We start from the raw sequence: 23,584 nt of genomic DNA, 5'->3' as shown, positions 1-23,584 counted from the left end.
ACAACTGTGTGCCGATGAGGTGCTAGACGATTACCGTTGTGTTGTATCCCAAAGATACGGATAAATGAAAGCAATTCACAACTAATGAGTACATAAGTATATAAATTTATTTGTTGTGTTGTATCCCAAAGATACGGATAAATGAAAGCAATTCACAACTAAATGGGGACATCTTTTTCCCTTACAACTGTTGTGTTGTATCCCAAAGATACGGATAAATGAAAGCAATTCACAACACGCGCAGGTATTCTAAATTTGGATGCTCTGTTGTGTTGTATCCCAAAGATACGGATAAATGAAAGCAATTCACAACCGGCAAAGTAAACTATCTCCCAAGTAGGATGTTGTGTTGTATCCCAAAGATACGGATAAATGAAAGCAATTCACAACGGCTCACTTCCTCCGGCCATGAAACCACCAGTTGTGTTGTATCCCAAAGATACGGATAAATGAAAGCAATTCACAACTGGTCAACCGAATAAAGTTGAAGCTGGTAAGTTGTGTTGTATCCCAAAGATACGGATAAATGAAAGCAATTCACAACGGGATAAGAGAATTTTTTAAAGAGGTTACTGTTGTGTTGTATCCCAAAGATACGGATAAATGAAAGCAATTCACAACTGGTCAACCGAATAAAGTTGAAGCTGGTAAGTTGTGTTGTATCCCAAAGATACGGATAAATGAAAGCAATTCACAACGGGATAAGAGAATTTTTTAAAGAGGTTACTGTTGTGTTGTATCCCAAAGATACGGATAAATGAAAGCAATTCACAACTGGTCAACCGAATAAAGTTGAAGCTGGTAAGTTGTGTTGTATCCCAAAGATACGGATAAATGAAAGCAATTCACAACTGGGTAGCATATCAGCATGATACTAATATTGTTGTGTTGTATCCCAAAGATACGGATAAATGAAAGCAATTCACAACTGCTTATACTCTTCATCACGAAGTTCTAGAGTTGTGTTGTATCCCAAAGATACGGATAAATGAAAGCAATTCACAACTATCTTTACAACATCAAACAAACAATAAAAGTTGTGTTGTATCCCAAAGATACGGATAAATGAAAGCAATTCACAACTATCCCTGTGTACTACTACGTAATGAGTACGTTGTGTTGTATCCCAAAGATACGGATAAATGAAAGCAATTCACAACCCGGCTTCGGCTTCCATTCAACAACAACGAGTTGTGTTGTATCCCAAAGATACGGATAAATGAAAGCAATTCACAACCACGTTGTGTTTGCGAAATGGTGCAATCCGGTTGTGTTGTATCCCAAAGATACGGATAAATGAAAGCAATTCACAACTGGTCGCAAATCAAGCATTATTGGAGTGAAGTTGTGTTGTATCCCAAAGATACGGATAAATGAAAGCAATTCACAACGCCGTCTTTGAAAAGTTCGGCAATCTTCCCGTTGTGTTGTATCCCAAAGATACGGATAAATGAAAGCAATTCACAACGGTTAAGGCGCAAGGCTTTGAAATGTTAGCGTTGTGTTGTATCCCAAAGATACGGATAAATGAAAGCAATTCACAACGGTTAAGGCGCAAGGCTTTGAAATGTTAGCGTTGTGTTGTATCCCAAAGATACGGATAAATGAAAGTAATTCACAACTGTATTTCTTTTCTGAACCTTTGCCACATCGTTGTGTTTTATCCCAAGATCTTTTATCCATCATAGTTATTTTATGTCCAAAAATAGATTCTGAGAATAGCATTAACAATAATTATACTTTTGCTGAAACAAATACTTCGTCTGTTGAATCTTTTGAGATTTGTTCTTATGGTAAGGTTCATTCTTTCAATTGAATTTGTTCCGAATCGTTGGGTTGAATGGACTTCTTTAGGAATTAAATATTGGTAATTTCTAAGTTTGTCTGTATATACCTTTTCTGCTTGTGAATTAATTAAAGTTTTAATAATTGTCTTTAAAGTTTTATTAGTTCTTTTTCCCACATGAAAACTTACAATTTTCTTAGTTATTTTATTAATGGCATAAGCCAACCACATCTGGTTTGATTTATTACCGATATAAAATCTCATTTCATCTAATTCGTAGGATTGATGGAAAGGAATTTCTGGCGTAGAGATCTGATTTGAGATAAAAACCATTCTTTTAAGTAAAGTGGTTGTTGATATTTGTAGCACTCTCGCTATACTTCTTAAACCTAATCCCTCTTTTGTTAATTGAATAATTTGGGAATTAATATTCTTCTCATAAGCTTTATAACTGTAAAATTCTATAAACCTTTTATGGCAGTTTTTACAGAAATATTGTTGTTTGCGGGTTTTGGTAGTTCCGTTTTTTACAATATTTTTAGAACAGCAGTTAGTACATATTCCTGCATCACTAACTTTGATACACGAGGAATGATCTTCAATCATTTAGGAATGTTTTTATCGACAAAAATAAACAAGAGTAGGGAATACCTACTCTTGTTTTCTATTAATTTGTTTTTAATTTTTATTGATTTTCAATAGGTTAATGATTTCGTATTATGCCATCACTAACTTTGATACACGACCGCTTGATGGCAGAAGAAATCTGCCCTCTTTGCTTGCTTAAAGAATTAAACTGAAAACGAAAACTTTGCTTTATATTTCTTGTGGAATTAAGCTATTTATTAATAACCTGAGTTCGGGATAAGAGATATTTAAAATAATTTATTTTCAAATTAAAATTATTTTATCACAAAGAGAAACAAAGAAATATTTAATTTTTGAAACGCTTTTAAGTTAAACGATGCCACTTCGTTTATTAAAGTAATACAAGAATTTTGTATTACTTTAATAAGTTTCACGCCTTTGTATATCTTAAATTTTTAAAAACATTGTGATTAATGTTTTTGTTTAGCTTTGCGTTTTTATATAAACTTATCCAGAACTCAGGTTAAATATATCCAAACCCATTGTGTATTTTATTCATTTCGTCACTTCGAGTAGATTTTTACAAAAAATCATATCGAGAAGTTTGTGATTTGAGGACAAATTTAATTCCCGATACATTTTCTTCACTTAAAGTTCGAATTGACGAATCGTATTCAAAGATCTTTTTTTAATCCTTGATAGCTCTTTAAACACATCATAATGGTTAAAGAAATAACATTTTAAAAGATGATCGGTAATTTTCTATTAATTTAAATCGTTTAGTGGAATGTTTCCCAAACACGTCTTATGATGATTTCTGTTAAATAAGCTCATTATGAATTTGTTAATTAACAAAACTTATTAGCGAGTATTTCATTAAAAATCACTACTTTTGCACCCGTAAAAATCTTTTATGCAAAACATTAGAAATATTGCGATCATCGCACACGTTGACCACGGTAAGACCACCCTGGTTGACAAGATCATCCACGCTACCAATATTTTCAGAGAAAATCAGGAGAGTGGGGAGTTAATTATGGATAACAACGATCTTGAAAGAGAAAGAGGGATCACGATCTTATCCAAGAATATTTCTGTTACTTATAAAGACACGAAAATTAACGTAATTGATACACCCGGTCACGCCGACTTCGGGGGAGAGGTAGAAAGAGTACTGAAAATGGCAGACGGGGTAATCCTGTTGGTGGATGCCTTCGAAGGGCCAATGCCACAAACCAGATTCGTACTTCAGAAAGCACTGGAATTAGGATTAAGACCATTGGTGGTAATCAACAAAGTAGATAAGCCAAACTGCCGTCCGGATGAGGTTCATGACCAGGTATTTGACCTGTTCTTCAACCTTGATGCAACGGAAGAACAGTTGGATTTCCCAACATTCTACGGATCTTCTAAACAAGGTTGGTTCAATACTTCTTTAGAGCAGACTGAAGATATTTTACCATTATTGGATGGGATCCTGCAGTATGTTCCGGCACCGGTAGTAACGGAAGGAAACCTTCAGATGCAGATCACTTCGCTTGATTACTCTTCTTTCTTAGGAAGGATCGCCATCGGTAAAGTAACCAGAGGAGAGCTTAAAGAATCCCAGTGGATCGGTCTTGCCCAGGCAGACGGTAAAATTGTAAAAGGAAAAGTAAAAGAATTATATGTTTTTGAAGGATTAGGAAAGAAAAAAGTAACCGAAGTACAGGCAGGAGATATCTGTGCGGTAGTAGGTTTCGATGCTTTCCAGATCGGGGACTCATTTGTAGACCTTGAAAATCCTGAGCCATTGGAAAGAACAGCCATTGATGAGCCTACGCTGAACATGACGTTCTCCATCAACAATTCCCCTTTCTTCGGGAAAGACGGTAAATATGTTACCTCTAACCACCTGAAAGAAAGATTAACCAAAGAATTAGAGAAAAACCTGGCATTAAGAGTTCAGCAGACGGATGATGCCAACACATTCCTTGTTTTCGGTAGAGGGATCCTTCACTTATCGGTTTTAATTGAAACAATGAGAAGAGAAGGGTATGAAATGACCATCGGACAGCCACAGGTAATCCTGAGAGAAATCGACGGCGTAAACTGTGAGCCTTACGAATCATTGGTAGTTGACGTTCCTGAAGAGTATGCATCAAGAGTAATTGACCTTGCAACGCAGAGAAAAGGTGACCTTCACATCATGGAAACCAAAGGAGAAATGCAGCACATGGAGTTCGAAATTCCTTCAAGAGGATTGATCGGATTACGTTCTCAAATGCTTACGGCTACTGCTGGTGAAGCGATCATGGCGCACCGTTTTACAGAATACAAGCCTTTCAAAGGCGCTATTCCTGGAAGAAACAACGGGGTATTGATCAGCAAGACCCAAGGGCCGGCTACCGAATATTCCATCAACAAACTTCAGGACAGAGGTAAGTTCTTTGTAGATCCGGGAGAGGAAATCTATGCAGGAATGATTATTGGTGAACAAAACAAACCTGGTGACCTTGTCGTAAACATCGTTGAAGCAAAACAGCTGAACAACATGAGAGCGGCAGGTAAAGATAAAGATACCGGGGTAGCACCAAAAATCTTATTCTCTCTGGAAGAATGTATGGAATACATCCAGGCTGACGAAGCCATCGAGGTAACACCAAACTTCATCCGTATGAGAAAGAAAATCCTTTCCGAAGAAGAAAGAAAAAAAGTGGAAAGATCAGCGAAAGCGTAATCAACCCTTTATATATACAAAGCTCCGAATTATCGGGGCTTTTTTGTTTAAATAATACCAAGAAGTACCTCTGAATTAAAAAGATCCGCGTCATCTGCAAAATCAGCGGGAGTTAAATTCTAAACTTCTTCCCGAAGGATTTCACTTTTATCATACACCAAACGCTGAATTTCCGAAACTTTTTTATTGAATCGCAAAGCAAGACAAAGTTTTTTGTATAAATGTTGCCTATTTCAAGGTGAACAAAAGCATTTCATTTATTAAAGTAATACAGGTTTTTATTATCTCGTTGTTTTACAATGCTAAGCGAACAAATAAACCTTCGCGGTCTTCGATAATTAGAACGCCTTAGCGAGCTTAAAAACCGTTAGTATTTAAAAAATCTTTGTGCTCCTTGTGCTAGAACAATAAACCGTTAACAATATTTCCTTGTTTTACGATGCTAAGCGAAGCGGCTTCGTTTATCTTAAAAGCAGTTGGTAGCCAAAAAAAGTCTTCGTCTGCCTTTGCTATTAAATTTTTGCAATTAAATAATAACAATCAAATTAGTTAAATATAAAAAACAACTTTTAAAAATCTGCGTCATCTGAAAAATCAGCGGGAGTTAAATTCTAAACTTCTTCCCGAAGGATTTTCACTTTTATCATACACCAAACGCTGAATTTCCGAAACTTTTTTATTGAATCGCAAAGCAATACAAAGGCTTTTGTATAGAATGCTACCTAATTTCAAGGTAAACAATGGCATTTCATTTATTAAAGTAATACAAGTTTTACAACTTCCTTGTTTTACGATGCTAAGCGAAGCGGCTTCGTTTATCTTAAAGCAGTTGGTAGTCAAAAAAAGCCTTCGTCTGCCTTTGCGATTAAATCTTCGCAATTAAATAATACAATCAAATTAGTTAAACATAAAAAAACAACTTTTAAAAGTCTGCGTCATCCGCAAAATCGGCGGGAGTTAAATTCTAAACTTCTTCCCGAAGGATTTCACTTTCATCATACACTAAACGCTGAATTTCCGGAACTTCTTATTCAACCGCAAAGCAATACAAAGGCTTTTGTATAGGATGCTACCTATTTCAAGGTAAACAAAGACATTTCATTTATTAAAGTAATACAGGTTTTTATTATCTCGTTGTTTTTACAATGCTAAGCGAACAAATAAACCTTCGCGGTCTTCGATAATTAGAACGCATTGCGAGCTTAAAAATAGTTAGTATTTAAAACATCTTATGCTCCTTGCACTAAAACAATAAACTGTCAACAATATTTCCTTGTTTTACGATGCTAAGCGAAGCGGCTTAGTTTATCTTAAAAGCATTTGGTATTCAAAAAAAGCCTTCGTCTATCTTTGCGATTAAAAAAAACAGATTCTTCGCGCTCTTTTTTAAGTAGAATGCCTTTGCGAACTTAAAAACAGTTAGTATTCAAAAACTCTTAGCGTGTCTTAGCGTTTTAAAAATATTGCAGTATCGAGATGCTTCCAGCATGACAATCTCATAATAAAAATAAAGCTTTTCAGCATACAAATATGTGAAAACTTAAAATAGTTTACCCAATGAGATCTGCGTCATCCGTGAAATCAGCGTGAGAATAAAACTTAATTTCTTTTAGAAATCCTTCGCGGTTTTCGCTGAGTAGAACGCCTTAGCGAACTTAAAAACAGCTAGTAGTTAAAAAAATCTTAGCGACCTTAGCGTTAAAAACAATAATTGTTTCATTTTATTATTGTAATTTAAATCAACAAAATAAATTAATGTAGTTTTGCAGATATGAGAATAAATTACTTAAAACTAATCATATTATCAGGATTTTTTACATCAATGGTGTCTTGTTCGACCCAAAATAATGCAGTAAAAGCTTCCACCCCAACAAAAACTCCTTCAAACACTAAAAACAATACTCCGCCTTCAGGTCCGAAACCGGAAGCTGCAATTCCTCCCGATGAGACATTCAGAACGGTACTTCCTGACATCAAAAGAGAATTTCGTGGAGCCTGGATTGCCAGTGTGGCCAACATCAACTGGCCTTCGAGAAACAACCTATCCGTAGACCAGCAGAAAGCCGAAGCGATCAGTATGCTCGATATGCTGAAAGACAATAATTTCAATGCCGTGATCTTCCAGGTGCGGCCTTCTGCTGATGCCTTATATACAAGCAATATTGAACCGTGGTCGTATTTCCTTACAGGCCAGACCGGATTGGCTCCCTATCCCAATTATGATCCTCTGCAGTTCTGGATCGACGAAGCCCACAAAAGAGGACTGGAGCTTCATGTATGGCTGAATCCGTACCGTGCGCACCATTCCAACGGAGGCTCACCAAACGGTCTGTCGATGGTGAATAAGCTGTCGGATATGGTGATCAGATTAAAGAACGGAATGTATTGGTTTGATCCCGCAAATCCCAAAACACAGGGACACGTTTCTAATGTGGTAAAAGATATTGTTACGCGCTATGATATTGATGCGGTACATTTTGATGACTATTTCTATCCGTATGCCACCTATAACCGGGGTGCCGATTTCCCTGACAATGCTTCATGGAATGAATACCTGAGAAACGGAGGAACGCTTTCCAGGGCCGACTGGAGAAGGGATAATGTGAATAAATTTGTGGAAAGAATCTACAAAGAAATTCATGCCGAGAAAAATTATGTGCGATTCGGAATCAGTCCGTTCGGGATCTGGAAGCCGGGCTATCCGGAAGGCGTTGTCGGCTCTTCCCAGTATGATGAGCTATACGCTGATGCCAAATTATGGTTGAACAAAGGCTGGGTAGACTATTTCTCTCCACAACTGTACTGGCCTGTAGAATCCAAGGGGCAGCCTTTTGAAGCGCTCTTAAGATGGTGGAAATCAGAAAATACCTTAAACCGTCATTTGTGGCCGGGATTGAATACGGTAGAAATAAAATCTTCGGACCGTCCTGCAGAGATCAGGAACCAGATCGATATTTCAAGGCAGGTGCTGGGTAATGATGCCGGGGAAATCCACTGGAGTATTGCCGGACTGACCAGGAATGCGGGCATGCTTCCGGGGTTAAAGAACGGTCCTTATAAAGAAAAAGCTTTAGTTCCAAAATCACCTTGGTTAAAGGCTGTTCCTCTCCAGACTCCGACTTTGTTCATCAATGATAACGGAAGTTTTGCACAGGTAAGCTGGAGTACAAGAAACATAAAGGAAGTTTTCCAGTGGGTACTTTTTACACAGTACAACGGTACCTGGGAAACAGAAATCCTGACACTGGATCAGCTTTCAAAGGAAATTCCGAAATCTAAAAACGGAAGGGTTCTCAATGCGGTTGCCATTAAAGCCATCGACCGGCTCGGAAATGAAAGCGATTATATGGCAAAAAAGGTAAAGTAATTAAGGCGGGCAGACTCATCAATCAAAATATTTGATTTTGTTATTGACTGCATCTACCTTTAATTTCTAAGGAACGAAGAGTCTCTTGAAATCAATTTTAAGAGATTCTGCATTCCGTTCAAAATGACAGAGCTACAACACAATCATCCGCAGTATTTAAGAAATTTGTGGGAGAAAGAGATTCTTCATTTCACTTCATTCCATTCAGAATGACAGAGCTCAAGATAATCATCTGCTGCCATCTGATAAATCTGCGTGAGAAAAAAAAATTCTTCATTTCGCTGCATTTCATTCGGAATAACAGAGCTACAAAATAATCATCTGCGGCCATATGAGAAATTTGTGGAAGAAAGAGATTCTTCATTTCATTGCATTTCATTCAGAATGACAGCATTGTAACGCCATCATCAGATAAATTTGTGCGAGAAAAAAAGGATTATTTTCTGAATGATCAGATCACGTATTCAACGCCCCATTTATGCAGTTCGTTAATAATAGGTTCTAGTTTTTCACCCTTTACCGTCAGTGTATACTCAACAGTTGGCGGAACGGTTGCAAAAACTTCTCTCACTACAATACCATTGGCTTCCATATTCTTCAGCTCTTTCACCAGCATTCGCGTGCTGATATTTGGGATAAGGCGTTCTAATTCACTGAAACGCTTCTTCCCCGTAAACAAAGCATAGATGATGGACATTGACCATTTTCCTCCGATAACCCCTAAAATTTCCTGCAGTGCACATTTTTCTGCAACAGGCTGTACATTTTTTTTGTTCATAACGTATTGATTTACTTCAATCCTTTACTTCGTGTTATTACTATACATTGGTGTAACTACTTGCAAAAGTAAAGTATTGTAGTTTTCTTTGCAACAGATTTAAAAGAAAAATTATGAACAATTCATTAAAAGGACAGGTTGCCCTGGTAACAGGCGGAACAAAAGGCATCGGTAAAGCGATCGCCGATACATTAAGCAATGCAGGAGCACAGGTAATCATTACGGCCCGAACTGCTCCGGCTGAAAATACAAATGGACAGCATTTCATTTCGTCAGATTTTTTCCAGCCTGAGAGTGCGGAAGTGATTGCCAAAGAAATTTTGGAGAAATATGGAAGAATCGATATTATCATTAACAATGCAGGCGCTAATTTAAGTCCGGGCGGTGGCTTCAGTACTCTTTCGGATGAAGACTGGAATAATGACTGGCAGCTCAATTTCATGTCGGTTGTTCGTATTAACAAGGCCTTATTGCCAACAATGATCGAACAAAAAAGCGGGGTGGTGATCAATATTTCTACAGGGGCTGCAAAACTGCCAATCTGGGAGATGACGATGTCGTATTCTTCTGCAAAAGCAGCATTGAACGCTTACAGCAAAGCATTGGCCAATGAAGTCGCTAAGCATGGAATACGCGTGAATGTAGTTTCACCCGGCTTGGTGGAAACCCCTCTTATGTTGGAATTCATTGAAAATATGGCGAAGTCATCCTCTGTTACAGCAGAAGAAGCTTATAAATCCGTTATGGAAAAACTGAACGTTCCGCTGGGAAGAATGGCAGAACCTGAAGAAGTTGCAAATCTTGTCGGATTCCTCGCATCTCCTGAAGCCAAATACATCACAGGGGTTAATTACTCAGTTGACGGCGGTGCTTTACCTACGATCTAAATAGGAAATTTTTCACTCCCAGTAGCTTAACGGTAAGAAATTCCCCTCCTTTGGAGGGGTGGATCCGACCATCGGGAGGAGACGGGGTGGTTTATAAAAGTAATTTTTGCTTCGCAAATCAATAGTCAATTGTAAATGATAAGAGCCAAAGATTATAATTTTGTTGATTGGGTGAATGAAAGACTGTCAGCCTAGCCCCGATTGAAGCATTTGTTTGAGCTCATTTTATTAGTTTGGGCTTCGGCGGCGAAGCCGCCGCAGCCCAAACTAATAAAATAGCGAGTGCGGAAAGCGGGAACAGCTTCTAAAAAATTGAAAAGCATTTCTGATGAAAACTGCCGTTTAAAAGGATAGAAGTTTAGAATAACTATAAATTATATTTATAAAACTAAGTATTTCAGACTGTTATAAATACCACATGTTGAATAATAGCTGATCAAATCTTCTCGGAACCATTTTTGCATCCTGTTCATACATAATCACTAAAAAATATGAATTATGAATACTAACAGACTTTCCGAGGCTATGGAAAAAGCGCTTAGTGATCAGATGAACAAAGAGATCCACGCTGCACATGTTTTCTTATCTTATGGAATTTGGGCGGATGATAAAGGATATCAGGGAATCGCCAACTTTTTGTACAGACATGCCCAGGAAGAAAGAAATCATTCAATCAAATTTATGGAATACGTTCTGAACAGAGGCGGTAAACCAAAAGTGGAAGCCATACAGGCGCCACCGGCTGATCCGGAATCTTTAACTGCTTGTTTCGAAGGTGTTTTCAAACATGAAGTTGACAATACGACCTCGATTTACAGGCTGGTAGACCTGGCATTGCAGGAAAAAGACTGGGCAACCTGGAATTTCATGCAGTGGTTCGTTCAGGAACAGATCGAAGAAGAAACCCTTGCGATGAACCTGATGGACAAACTGAAGATTGCCGGTGGTGACAGAGCAACAGACGAGTCGTTATTTACTTTAGATAAAACATTGGAAAAGGCACCGAATGATGTTCCTCTCGCACAGGAAGCAACGGGTGACAATCCATAAAAAAGCCTTTTGGTGAACTAAATTATTAAAAAATCTGTCAGACTACTGGCAGATTTTTTTATTATGAAACTCTGTGTAAAATCACTATCTTTGCACACTCATAATTCAAACATGGTGGTTTCGGGTTTAAGTTAATTATTCAGTATAATATAATCTTACACGCTAAACGCCAAACCTTGAATTTTAAACATTAAACTTTGAATCTTACGTTATGAAATGTGGAATCGTAGGCTTACCGAATGTAGGTAAATCAACTCTTTTTAACTGCCTGAGCAACGCAAAAGCACAGTCGGCCAACTATCCTTTCTGTACCATCGAACCCAATCTGGGAACAGTTTCAGTACCGGACCACAGATTGTTTGAACTGGAAAAAATAGTAAAACCGGAAAGAGTTTTGCCGGCGGTTGTAGAGATTGTAGATATTGCAGGTCTTGTAAAAGGCGCAAGCAAAGGAGAAGGTCTTGGAAACCAGTTCCTGGCCAACATCCGCGAGTGTGAGGCGATCATCCATGTTTTGAGATGTTTTGATAACGGAAACATCGTACACGTAGAAGGTTCTGTAGATCCATTGAGAGATAAAGAAATTATCGATATCGAGCTTCAGCTGAAAGACCTTGAAACAGTAGGAAAGGCTGTTGAAAAAGCGAAAAAATTCATCAAATCCGGGAAAAAGGAAGATATCCTGACGTATGAAACGCTTCAGAGTCTTCAGAAATTCCTGGAAGACGGGAAAAATGCCAGAGAGTTTGCAACGGATGATTTTACAAAATCTATTATAGGAGAAGTTCAGCTCTTGACGAATAAGCCGGTTCTTTATGTTTGTAATGTGGATGAAAACTCCATTAAAAACGGGAACGAGTGGATCGGTAAGATCGAGGAAATGGCAAAAAATGAAGGTGCTGAAGTTGTAGTATTGGCCGCTCAGATCGAAGCAGATATCAATGAACTGGAAACCTATGAGGAAAGAGAAATTTTCCTTGAGGAATTGGGACTTACTGAACCGGGTGTAAACCGTCTGATCAGAAAAGCATATGATTTGTTGAAGCTTCAAACGTATTTTACAGCAGGGGTGAAGGAAGTAAGAGCCTGGACGATCGGACAGGGTTGGACTGCCCCGCAGGCTGCCGGAGTTATTCACACCGACTTTGAGAAAGGTTTCATCCGTGCAGAAGTGATCAAGTACGATGATTATGTTAATTACGGTTCCGAAGCGAAAGTAAAAGAAGCCGGAAAGCTTTCCGTAGAAGGCAAGGAATATGTTGTAAAAGATGGCGACATCATGCACTTCAGATTCAACGTATAAGAAAATATTAAAGTTAGTTATAATAGAAAAACGCTTCCGATTGATTTTGGGAGCGTTTTTTGCATTCTTGTCGGAAACTTTTAATTATGAAATTCATTTATTCTCTTGTATTGGTATTACTTTTCTCCTGTTCGGAAACTGCCGAAGACAGATGTTTTTCTGGCTTGAAAGATAAATTGACTTATTATCAGGAGAAAAAGCCTTTTACTGCAGGTCAGATCCTGGAAAATAAGCCGGATTATCTTGAAATTATAAATCTTGAGAAATACCGGTCTTTTAAACAGGACAGTCTGGAGTCGAGGCAGCGTTATGATTCCGATGAAATCCTGGAGAAAAGATGGAAAACACATCAGGAGGAATATAAGATTTTTAAAGAGAAATTTTCAGATCAATTTTCCTGCTCTCATAAACAGCAGGTTGGAAACAGTCTGTATGCGTTGGGAACTAACGACCTTGGTTTCTGGTTGCTTAAAATTGAGAATAACAAACCTTCTGCTTATTTCTTAGGCCTGTGTTTTAGTCATTATTATGTTAACGGTATTCAGCAAAAGCCAATCATCAATGGCAATTTTCTTGAATTGGAGGGTAGTTTCGTGAAGATCATAAAAGTTCCCGGATTACCCGGCTATGACGATTATTCAGCGATAAGTGATGGTAAATTGTTTAAGATTAATCTGAAAGATCTGACGAAAGATTCTGATCATGATGGCTACAATGATATCTTTGAAAAGAGTTTCGGACTTAATCCTGAAAATAAGGATACCGATGGTGACGGGATCACCGATTTTGATGATCTTAATCCCATGTTCAGATCATCGAAGAATAAATTTACCGAGCTTTATGAATTATTAATGCCTCAATATGCAAAGGGAGAAAGTGATCTAAAGAAGCAACATTATACGTTCATAATTTTTGAAAATGATTGCGATTACTTTCATCAGGTTAGTCCGGATTACAGGATTCTTTTTATTTCGGAAAGTGATAATAAGAAAACGTATTATGTGAAAATGACAGACGTTACAAGAGAAAGTATTTCTAAAATGAAAAAAGATAAGAAAGATCCGGATAAATTTTATATCTCAAAATCAGGCAGCAGTTATGAGCGTGATTATGCAGCCGAATACAAAAACGGAAAATGGGAATTGGAAATAATCGGAGGAATTGATATTTAATTTTAACACACAATATTTCGTACATTTGAATTATACAAATTTTAGGTATGGAAAAAACAGCACATACTTCCTATGCATCACTGGATGATTTTTACCGCGAAATGACTTCCAAGCTCGGAACAGATCTTGAAAACATATTTCCCAAAGGCCTGCACAAAGAAATCGGGCATTTCAATGTATTTGATATTGCACAGACTTTAGAGAAAGTAAAACTGACTTCGGAGATGCCGTACAACAGGCGGAAATATTATAAGATCAGCCTGATCAGAGGGAGAAACAGGGCAGAATATGCAGACAAGATCATTCAGATAAAAAACAATGCGTTGCTGTTTGCAACTCCCAAAGTTCCGTATCACTGGATTCCTGAGGATACTGACCAATCGGGAAGCTTTTGTGTATTTACCGAAGATTTTTTCATTAAAGATAAATCGTACAACACGCTGGAAGACCTTCCAATCTTTCAACCGGGCAATATTCCTTTGTTTGAGATTGACGATGAGCTGGCGGATGAAATAGAGCAGTTGTTCCGAAAAATAAAAAAGGAAATCGACTCAGACTATATTTTTAAATATGATCTGATCCGTAATTATGTGCTGGAACTTATTCACTACGGACAAAAACTGCAGCTGGCTTCCAAATTGTCGACCTCAAATGATGCCTCATTACGCGTGGTTTCCCTGTTTATTGAATTGCTGGAAAGGCAGTTTCCTATTGAGTCTTCCGATCAGAGACTCCAGCTGAAAACAGCAAAGGACTACGCCGACCGGCTGGCGGTTCATGTGAATTATTTAAACAAAAAATTAAAGGAAAGCACTGGTAAGACTACTACTGAAATTATTGCCGAAAGAATCGTTCAGGAGGCAAAAATACTGCTTAAGCAGACAAAATGGAATGTCTCCGAAATATCTTATGCGTTAGGATTTGAAGAGATCGCCCATTTCTCCAACTTTTTCAAGAAAAAGACAACACTGGCGCCACTGGAATTCCGGTCGTGATTTGAATTTTGCAAATTTCAGTTTGATTAAAGCAAACATGAATGTCCTGAAATGAGTGAACTTTGTTTCATCAAAAAATAATAAAAAATGGAAGCAAGAACAAAAATTGCAGTAGTTACCGGCGGAAGCCGTGGTTTGGGAAGAAATTCAGCAATTAAAATTGCCGAGAAGGGTCTTGATGTGATCATTACCTACAACAGCAATAAAGAAGAGGCTGATAAAGTAGTGAGTGAAATTCAGGCATTGGGCAGAAAATCGATCGCTTATCAGCTCAACACAAAAGATACGGGAAGCTTCGATGCTTTCATAAAAACCGTGGGAGATCATCTTGAGGAAAATACAGGAAGCAGAAACATTGATTATTTAGTGAATAATGCAGGAACAGCCCTGTATGCACCGATTCCTGATGTTACGGAAGAGCAGCTTGACGATGTGGTGGATATTCATTTTAAGGGTGTATTTTTCCTGACTCAGAAGTTTTTACCTTTCATCAATGACAATGGCGGAATTATCACCGTTTCTTCAGGGCTTGCGAGATTTGCGCTGCCGGGATCTTCTGTATACGGCTCGATCAAAGCAGGGGTAGAAATGCTTACAAGATATATGGCCAAAGAGCTGGGACCAAGAAAGATCAAAGCGAATGTTGTCGCTCCGGGTGCGATTGAAACAGACTTCGGAGGCGGAAGAACCAGAGATGATAAAAATATCAATGCGATGGTTGCAGGTAATACAGCGTTAGGGAGAGCCGGACTTCCGGATGATATCGGTGGAGTAGTGGCTTTCCTTTGTACCGAAGACGCCGGCTGGATCAACGGACAGAGAATTGAAGCTTCTGGCGGAATGTTTTTATAAATTAAAAATCTGGTGATTGAGGTTCTCGAAATCACCAGATTTTATTTTATAGGGCGGCTGAGCGGAGCCGAAGCCACCGGAATTTCTTTACAACTTAGCCAAATTCTCAATCGCTCTTTCCAGCGTTTCCTGCTTTTTGGCAAAACACAGACGGATTACCTTTTCGTCCCGCTTATTTTTATAAAAAGATGAAAACGGAACACTCGCTACCTTATGCGAAATTGTAAGCTCACGGGCAAAATCAAGATCGTTTTTATCAGAGATCTTATCATATCGTAAAGCCTGGAAATACGTTCCTTCACAATCCAGCAATTCAAAAGACGTATTCGACAGTCCCTGTCGTAAAAAATCCCTTTTTTCCTGAAAAAACTGATTAAGATAATGGTAATGGTCGGGGTTTTTCATGTACTCTGCCAATGCAAGCTGAATCGGTGTATTAACAGAGAAAACATTGAACTGGTGAACCTTTCTGAATTCATGGGTCAGATTTTCGGGAGCAGCACAATATCCAATCTTCCAGCCTGTCACATGAAATAGCTTTCCGAATGATGCGACCATAATACTTCTTTCTTTTAATTCAGGATATTTACAGACGCTTAAATGCTCTTTTCCGTCAAAAACGATATTTTCATACACTTCATCGCTTAAAATAAGTATGGGTGTTTCTTTGACTATTTTAATAAGTTCCAGAATGTCATTTTCCTTTAAAACCTTCCCGGCAGGATTATTCGGATTGTTGATGATGATCATCCTTGTTTTATCAGTAACGAGATTCTTTACGGCATTCCAGTCGATTTCATAATCCGGCGCTTTCATTTCAAAACGTTTTACAATTCCCCCGAAAAGCTCAACGGTAGGCTCGTAACAATCGTAGGCTGGTTCAAAAATAATTACCTCATCATCTTTCTTTATAAAGCTTGCAATCGTAGTAAAAATAGCCTGTGTACCTCCTGCTGTCACGGTGATTTCCGAATCGGGATGATAAACTGCCTGGTGTGAATGTTCAATTTTGGCTGCGATTTGTTCCTTCAGCGCGATCATTCCGGGCATGGGTGCATATTGGTTGAATCCTTTTTTAATGAAATGATCGACATGATTCAGCAATTCGGAGTCGGGCAAAAAATCAGGAAATCCCTGCGAAAGGTTGATCGCCTCATTTTCATTGGCCAGCTGCGTCATCTGACTGAAAATTGTAGTGCCCACATTAGAAAGCTTCGATAAAGGAAGTTGTATCATTGAATTTATTTTAAATATCGAATTTAAATTAAATTTTTCAACTGAAAGGGCAAATTATATAAAAAGCCCTTTAAACTTTTTTAAAACTATATTCTATGAAAAATTATAAAAACGCAAAGTTTATTTTCAATCTAAATTATTTAACCTGAGTTCGGGACAAGAGACATTTTAAATAATTGATTTTCAAAATAAAATTATTTTATCGCAAAGAGAAACAAAGAAATGTTTAATTTTTAGAAACCATGTGATTAAATACTTTTGTTTAGCTTTGCGTTTATATAAACTTATCCCGAACTCAGGTTATTTAAGAAAGCAAAGAGGGCAGATTTCTTTTGCTGTAAAGCGTGCGCTTAGTTATGTCCGTCCGTCTTTGACGGGATTTCATTGCTTATTTATCCCCAAAATTATTCTTTGCATTTAAAAGGATTCTTCATTTAAAACTTTTATAAATGACATTCAAGTTTTTAGTTCTTTTTTTCAATGCTAATGGTAATTTTTGGAAGCTCTTTCTTTAAAAAAGTTTAAACAGATTTAAAAATTATAATTATTACAAGACTTTTACTATAATTCTGTTTTAGTTTGTAATGCTTAAATTCATAAGGTTTAATTATTCAATAAAAGGGGAATAATGCAAATGTTGTTTTTAATAAAATAATCCGGCACTTAAGAGTAAATATTAGCGAAAAATAATCTAAAAATTTCGGATATTTTTTTTCAAATTCGTATTTTTGTATGTTTGCTGAAATAACATATGTCACAAGAAATAAATCCAATCTATTCCGAAGATAATATCAGAACCCTTGATTGGCAGGAACACATCCGCTTACGCCCCGGAATGTACATCGGGAAGCTGGGAGACGGGTCTTCTGCTGATGATGGTATTTATATTTTACTGAAAGAAATTCTGGACAACTCCATCGATGAGTTCAGAATGAAAGCCGGTAAAAGAATCGAAATAAAACTAGACGACGGGAAAGTTACGATTCGTGACTTTGGCCGTGGTATACCGCTCGGAAAAGTGGTTGATGCGGTTTCTAAAATGAATACCGGTGGAAAATACGACAGCAAAGCCTTCAAAAAATCAGTCGGTCTGAACGGTGTCGGTACAAAAGCTGTAAATGCGCTTTCCGAATATTTCCGCGTTCGTTCTTTCCGTGACGGAAGATTGAAAATGGCTGAGTTTTCCAAAGGAATGATCACCGAAAACTATGATGAAAAAGATACTTCAGACCGAAACGGAACTGAAATCTCTTTTATCCCGGATGGTGATATTTTCCTGAATTTTAAGTTCCGTAAAGAGTATATCGAAAGAATGCTCCGAAACTACGCATACCTGAATCCTGGATTAAAAATCTTTTTTAACGGTGAAACGTTTTATTCCGAAAACGGATTAAAAGACTTGCTTGAAGAAGAGCTGGAGAATGAAACCCTGTATCCAATCGTTCATTTGAAGGATAATGATATTGAGGTGGCCATTACCCATACCGATAAATCCCAGACAGAGACGTATTTTTCTTTTGTTAACGGACAGAATACCACGCAGGGAGGAACGCATCTTAATGCCTTCCGTGAGGCGTATGTAAAAACGATCCGTGAATTCTTCAATAAAAATTTTGATGCATCAGACGTCAGAAAATCTATTGTTGCAGCCATTTCCATTAATGTGGAAGAACCGGTTTTCGAGTCCCAGACCAAAACAAAGCTCGGATCCAATGATATCGGGCCTAACGGACCAACGGTGAGAACTTTTGTGATCGATTTCCTGAAAAGCAAATTAGATAATTTTTTACATAAAAATCCTGAAGTTGCGGAAGCGATTCAGAGAAAGATTTTAATTTCCGAAAGAGAAAGAAAGGAACTTTCCGGAATCCAGAAGCTGGCAAGGGAAAGAGCAAAAAAAGTTTCCCTTCACAACAAAAAACTTCGTGACTGCAGACAGCACTACAACGATCAGAAAAATGAAAGAAAGGGCGAAACCCAGATCTTTATCACGGAGGGAGATTCTGCATCAGGGTCTATTACAAAATCCAGGGATGTAGAAACACAGGCTGTATTTTCGTTGAAGGGTAAGCCTTTGAACTGCTACGGCTTAACGAAAAAGGTCGTGTACGAAAATGAAGAATTCAACTTATTGCAGGCTGCACTGAATATTGAAGAAAGTCTGGAAGATCTCAGGTATAACCAGGTGATTATAGCCACCGATGCCGATGTCGACGGAATGCACATCCGACTGCTGATGATCACATTCTTTTTACAGTTTTTCCCTGATCTTATTAAAAACGGACATTTGTATATTCTTCAGACTCCTTTGTTCAGGGTAAGAAATAAAAAAGAAACCAGATACTGCTATTCTGAAGCGGAACGGGTAAAAGCATTGAATGAACTTGGAAAAAATCCTGAGATCACACGATTCAAAGGATTAGGAGAGATCTCCCCAGATGAATTCAAGCATTTTATCGGTAAGGATATCCGGCTGGAGCCGGTGGTTGTCGGGAAAGACCAGACGATCGATCAGTTGCTGGAATTTTACATGGGTAAAAATACCCCCGACCGGCAGGTCTTTATCCTTGAAAATCTTGTCGTGGAAGATCCTGATATTGACAAGAAGGAAGTTTTGGCATAAAAAGCATGATGAAAAAAAATAATTAGATTTAACAAAAAAACACAAACGACAGATATGAGATTAAGTAACCGTAACAAAACTTCGGTATACAGCTTTATCAATACATTGCTGCTAATATTCCTGGCAGCGGGTATCGGAGCTTATTTTTTAGAGGAATACAGATTTAATATTTTAGGAAAAAAGAGCTTTCTGCTTATCGTAATACCAATTCTAACCATATTTTTGTTTTACCTCAACGGAAGACAGATTTTTGAGTATGATAGCGATGGTGAGGCCCTGCATTTCAGAAACAGAAATGTTATCCCCTTTTTGCAGAAACCTTTGAATGATGAATTCCCAAAATACAAGCTGCTGAAATTTGAGATTATTAATATGTTTTTTATGAAAAGACTTTACATTACGATCTCCAGTAAAAATAATGGCAGCACCTTATTAAAATATGAAATTTCATATCTTACCAAAAAAGAGATCACCGATTTAAGATTTTCCTTACATAAAGTGATTAAGATAAATAAAGAGAAAAGAGCTAATATATAAATAATGACAGAAGAACATCCGCATGAAGGTGAGAGCTTAAAAAAAGTTTCCGGTCTGTATAAAGACTGGTTTCTGGATTATGCTTCTTATGTAATTTTAGACCGGGCAATTCCGTCGGTGTATGATGGTTTTAAACCTGTTCAGCGAAGAATCATGCACTCGATGCGTGAGCTGGAAGACGGACGTTACAACAAAGTAGCCAATATCGTAGGAAATACGATGAAATATCACCCTCACGGTGATGCCTCGATTACCGATGCCATGGTGGGAATCGGCCAGAGAGAACTGCTGATCGACACTCAGGGAAACTGGGGGAATATCTATACCGGTGATTCTGCGGCTGCGGCAAGATATATCGAAGCACGGCTGACACCCTTTGCGCTTGAGGTGGTTTTTAATCCTAAAACAACAGAATGGGCGAAGTCCTACGACGGGAGAAATAATGAACCCATTGATCTTCCTGTAAAGTTTCCGTTGCTGCTTGCCCAGGGAGTAGAAGGTATCGGCGTTGGTCTTTCCACAAAAATTCTTCCTCACAATTTTAATGAGTTGATCAGTGCTTCCGTAGCATATTTAAAGGGGAAAAAGTTTGAGCTGTTCCCCGATTTTCTTACGGCAGGATACCTGGATGTCTCTGAATATAACGATGGACAAAGAGGCGGAAAGGTAAGGGCGAGAGCTAAAATTTCACCGCTGGATAAACATACGCTGATTATTACAGAACTTCCGTATTCCAAGACTACAAGCGATCTTATTGATTCTATTTTAAAAGCCAATGAGAAAGGAAAGATCAAGATTAAAAAAATTGAAGATAATACATCAGATAAAGTTGAGATCTTAATTCATCTTCACAATGATGTCTCTCCGGACAAAACCATCGATGCTTTGTATGCATTTACGGACTGTCAGGTGACGATCTCTCCGAATGCCTGTGTCATTGTCGGCGACAAGCCGATGTTCATGAACGTCTCCGATATTTTAAGGATGAATACGGATCACACGGTGTCATTGCTTAAAAAAGAGCTTGAAATCGAACTTCATGAATTACAGGAAAGCTGGCATTTCTCTTCATTGGAAAGAATTTTTATAGAGAATAGAATTTACCACGACATTGAAGAGGTGAAAACCTGGGAAGATGTTTTGAAAACTATTGATAAAGGATTAAAACCTCATACCGGACATCTTTTAAGAGCCGTTACCGAAGAAGATATTTTAAAATTAACGGAGATCAGGATCAAGAGAATTTCAAGATTCGATTTAGATAAATTTAAAGAAAATATTGCCGCTCTTGAAGGTAAGATCGAGCAGGTAAAACATCATTTGGAAAATCTTGTTCAGTATGCCATCGATTATTACCTGAATATTCAGAAAAAATACGGAAAAGACCGCCAGAGAAGAACGGAATTAAGAATTTTCGATACGATTGATGCGACCAAAGTGGCAGTGGCCAATGAAAAATTCTATGCCAACTTTGAAGAAGGTTTCATCGGAACTTCTCTCAAGAAAGATCAGTATTTATTCGATTGCTCGGATATTGATGATATTATCACATTCAGGAAAGACGGAAGCATGAAGGTGGTAAAGGTAGAAGCAAAAACATTTATCGGAAAAGACATTCTGCACGTCGCCATATGGAAGAAAAATGATAAGAGAACGGTTTACAATATGATTTACCGTGAAGGACGGGACGGGCCTTATTATATGAAACGATTCTCTGTGACGGGTGTTACAAGAAATACGGATTACCCTTTAGCTTCAGATAAAAAAGGTTCGGAAGTACTTTATTTTTCAGCAAATCCTAACGGTGAAGCGGAAACGGTAAGCGTTCTTTTAAAGCCGAATCCAAGGATCAGAAAGAATAAAATGGATGTTGATTTTTCTGAGCTGGGCATTAAGGGACGGGATTCCAAGGGAAATCTGGTAACTAAATATTCGATAAAGAAAGTTGACCTGAAAGAAGAAGGTGTTTCTACTCTTGCGCCGAGGAAAATCTGGTTTGATGACACAGTACGAAGATTAAATGCTGATGGAAGAGGAACGTTGCTGGGAAGCTTTAAAGGAGATGATAAAATATTGACCATTAATACCAATGGTGAGGCAAAGCTCATTTCATTTGATCTAGGAAACCGTTTTGATGATGAATATCTGGTGCTGGAAAAATGGCGTCCGAATCAGCCGGTAACCTGCATTTATTTTGATGGTGAAAAGGATATTTATTTCATTAAGAGATTCTTATTTGAGAATACTCCGAATCTGCAGACTTTTATGCCTTCGGAACATCCTAAGTCATTCATTGAAAATGTTATTGTTTCAAACGGCGCTACTGCTGAAATTATTTTCGCTAAAGATAAAGGCAAAGAAAGAGATCCGGAAACGGTCAATATCGATGAATTTATTGCTGTAAAAGGAATTAAAGCAATCGGAAATCAGTTTACCAAGTTTAAAGTAAAAACAATCAATATCACCATTCCGGAACCTGAAGAAGAAGAGGAGGAAGTATACGAAGATCCGGAACCAACAGCAGGTGCAGATGAAGATGGCATGATTGGTGATCTGTTTCAGAGTGAAAACAATTCTGATCATTAAAGTTAGTAAAGTATGAATATTTTAATACTCGTTATAGCAATTACCGCCATTATAAGCTTTATAGCACCGAATGGCAGCAGCAATTTTGAAAAATATAAGTTCAATGTAGGAGCGATCCGCAACAGAAACGAATACATTCGTCTGCTTTCTTCCGGATTTCTGCATGCAGACATTTTCCACTTGGTGTTCAACATGCTGACGCTTTATTTTTTTGGTCCGGTCGTGATCCAGGGTTTCGGTAGTTTTGGATTTATTTTGATTTATTTCGGATCCATCTTACTTGGGAATATATTTTCTCTTTTTGTGTATCAGAGACAGCCTTGGTATTCCGCAATCGGCGCCAGCGGTGGGGTTTCAGGGATTCTATTTGCTTCTATTGCAATGATCCCTCATCTTGAAATTTATATGTTCTTTATTCCGGTAGGCATTCCGGGATTTATATTCGGACTTATTTATTTCAGTTATTCTGTTTATATGATGCTGAATCCGAATCAGCACGACAATATAGGGCACGCTGCCCATTTGGGAGGTGCTTTTTTCGGACTGGTATACGCGGTTGCCACCCAGCCGCAAGCGGCCATCGCTAATTCTGTATATCTTGGAATTATGGCATTACCGCTGATTTACCTGGCTTACGAAATATTCGTGAGGAAGAGGATAGGATAAAATTCAATTAAATGATAACAAAAAACCAATGAATTGTTTCATTGGTTTTTTGTTTATATTTTTTGAATCGACAAATAGATCAGTCCGAAAGTTTGTTCACAGCTTCTTCTATGCTGTCAACAAGAACAACCTGCCTTCCTTTATTGCTTTCCAAAATAAATTCCTGCAGGCTATTGCCAGGATATTTACTGAAATCGCCTACAATAGCCAATCTTACGCGATAATTAGAAAATTTCTGAAGAATTTCACCGGCTATCTTCGTTTTTAAATCAAAAAAAGCAGGAGTTATGTTTTTTTCATGAACAATAACCTTATCGAAATCCTGGTAATATACATTCCCCAAAAGATCAAGCCCATCCTGAGAGGAGCTGATGATTATCAGATCAGAAATTATTTCTGCTATTTTGGAGGTACCTGTATCATGTATTTTAAGTTCCAT

General features: G+C 37.9%; 16 protein-coding genes and 1 CRISPR repeat array (1 of these 17 only partly in view). Of the genes, 12 read left to right on the top strand and 4 right to left on the bottom strand.

The annotated features are described in order from the left end of the window. A CRISPR array of direct repeats spans positions 1-1,622; the repeat unit is 47 nt; unit sequence GTTGTGTTGTATCCCAAAGATACGGATAAATGAAAGCAATTCACAAC (it extends 1,120 nt beyond the left edge of the window). 71 nt (positions 1,623-1,693) lie between these two features. Then, positions 1,694-2,392 carry an IS1 family transposase gene (locus BMW64_RS16265; RefSeq protein ID WP_090001023.1) on the bottom strand — a complete coding sequence of 233 codons (699 nt, stop codon included), beginning with the start codon at positions 2,390-2,392 and terminating at the stop codon, positions 1,694-1,696. Between the two features lie 895 nt (positions 2,393-3,287). On the opposite strand from BMW64_RS16265, the gene typA reads away from it, so the two are divergent. Further along, positions 3,288-5,093, top strand: coding sequence for a translational GTPase TypA (typA, locus tag BMW64_RS16260; protein ID WP_090001021.1), 1,806 nt, complete (start codon positions 3,288-3,290; stop codon positions 5,091-5,093). Positions 5,094-6,864: 1,771 nt separating this feature from the next. Then, positions 6,865-8,460 (top strand): glycoside hydrolase family 10-like protein, encoded by a 1,596-nt coding sequence (locus BMW64_RS16250; protein WP_090001016.1) that lies wholly within the window; start codon positions 6,865-6,867, stop codon positions 8,458-8,460. Positions 8,461-8,911: 451 nt separating this feature from the next. On the opposite strand, the gene BMW64_RS16245 is transcribed toward BMW64_RS16250, so the two are convergent. Further along, a complete protein-coding gene (locus BMW64_RS16245; protein WP_090001014.1) occupies positions 8,912-9,238 on the bottom strand; it encodes a winged helix-turn-helix transcriptional regulator in 327 nt (108 codons plus the stop codon). A 113-nt stretch (positions 9,239-9,351) separates the two neighbouring features. Between BMW64_RS16245 and BMW64_RS16240 the strand changes: the two genes are divergently transcribed. From BMW64_RS16240 to BMW64_RS16215, 6 genes are all read left to right on the top strand, one after another. After that, positions 9,352-10,125: an SDR family oxidoreductase gene (locus BMW64_RS16240; protein ID WP_090001012.1), complete on the top strand. Its 774-nt coding sequence runs from the start codon at positions 9,352-9,354 to the stop codon at positions 10,123-10,125. Positions 10,126-10,623: 498 nt separating this feature from the next. Next, positions 10,624-11,175: a ferritin gene (locus tag BMW64_RS16235; protein WP_090001010.1), complete on the top strand. Its 552-nt coding sequence runs from the start codon at positions 10,624-10,626 to the stop codon at positions 11,173-11,175. Positions 11,176-11,386: 211 nt separating this feature from the next. Beyond that, on the top strand, positions 11,387-12,478 hold the full coding sequence (ychF, locus tag BMW64_RS16230; protein WP_090001008.1) for a redox-regulated ATPase YchF: 1,092 nt from the start codon (positions 11,387-11,389) through the stop codon (positions 12,476-12,478). Positions 12,479-12,564: 86 nt separating this feature from the next. Next, positions 12,565-13,650, top strand: coding sequence for a hypothetical protein (locus tag BMW64_RS16225; protein ID WP_090001006.1), 1,086 nt, complete (start codon positions 12,565-12,567; stop codon positions 13,648-13,650). 47 nt (positions 13,651-13,697) lie between these two features. Next, positions 13,698-14,645 carry a helix-turn-helix domain-containing protein gene (locus BMW64_RS16220; RefSeq protein ID WP_090001004.1) on the top strand — a complete coding sequence of 316 codons (948 nt, stop codon included), beginning with the start codon at positions 13,698-13,700 and terminating at the stop codon, positions 14,643-14,645. Positions 14,646-14,732: 87 nt separating this feature from the next. Beyond that, entirely contained in the window at positions 14,733-15,497 is a 765-nt protein-coding gene (locus tag BMW64_RS16215) for an SDR family NAD(P)-dependent oxidoreductase (protein WP_090001002.1), read from the top strand. 87 nt (positions 15,498-15,584) lie between these two features. On the opposite strand, the gene BMW64_RS16210 is transcribed toward BMW64_RS16215, so the two are convergent. Continuing rightward, a complete protein-coding gene (locus BMW64_RS16210; protein WP_090001000.1) occupies positions 15,585-16,733 on the bottom strand; it encodes a methionine aminotransferase in 1,149 nt (382 codons plus the stop codon). Between the two features lie 751 nt (positions 16,734-17,484). Here BMW64_RS16210 and BMW64_RS16205 point away from each other — a divergent pair. From BMW64_RS16205 to BMW64_RS16190, 4 genes are read left to right on the top strand one after another with little or no spacing between them, the layout of a single operon-like run. Beyond that, on the top strand, positions 17,485-19,356 hold the full coding sequence (locus BMW64_RS16205) for a DNA topoisomerase IV subunit B (RefSeq protein WP_090000999.1): 1,872 nt from the start codon (positions 17,485-17,487) through the stop codon (positions 19,354-19,356). Positions 19,357-19,410: 54 nt separating this feature from the next. Next, positions 19,411-19,893 carry a hypothetical protein gene (locus BMW64_RS16200; RefSeq protein WP_090000998.1) on the top strand — a complete coding sequence of 161 codons (483 nt, stop codon included), beginning with the start codon at positions 19,411-19,413 and terminating at the stop codon, positions 19,891-19,893. 3 nt (positions 19,894-19,896) lie between these two features. After that, complete coding sequence (locus BMW64_RS16195; RefSeq protein WP_090000997.1) at positions 19,897-22,479, top strand: DNA gyrase/topoisomerase IV subunit A; 2,583 nt, start codon at positions 19,897-19,899, stop codon at positions 22,477-22,479. A gap of 12 nt (positions 22,480-22,491) precedes the next feature. Beyond that, positions 22,492-23,145, top strand: a complete 654-nt coding sequence (locus BMW64_RS16190) for a rhomboid family intramembrane serine protease (protein ID WP_090000996.1) — start codon at positions 22,492-22,494, stop codon at positions 23,143-23,145. A 79-nt stretch (positions 23,146-23,224) separates the two neighbouring features. Here BMW64_RS16190 and BMW64_RS16185 read toward each other — a convergent pair whose 3' ends face one another. Further along, the gene (locus BMW64_RS16185; RefSeq protein WP_090001244.1) at positions 23,225-23,584 is read right to left on the bottom strand and encodes a DUF4180 domain-containing protein; all 360 of its coding nucleotides are present in this window, start codon (positions 23,582-23,584) and stop codon (positions 23,225-23,227) included.

The organism is Chryseobacterium taichungense, assembly GCF_900109935.1.
Lineage (GTDB): Bacteria > Bacteroidota > Bacteroidia > Flavobacteriales > Weeksellaceae > Chryseobacterium > Chryseobacterium taichungense.
Note: the sequence above shows the minus strand (reverse complement) of the source record. Positions and strands in the feature narration are given on the sequence as shown.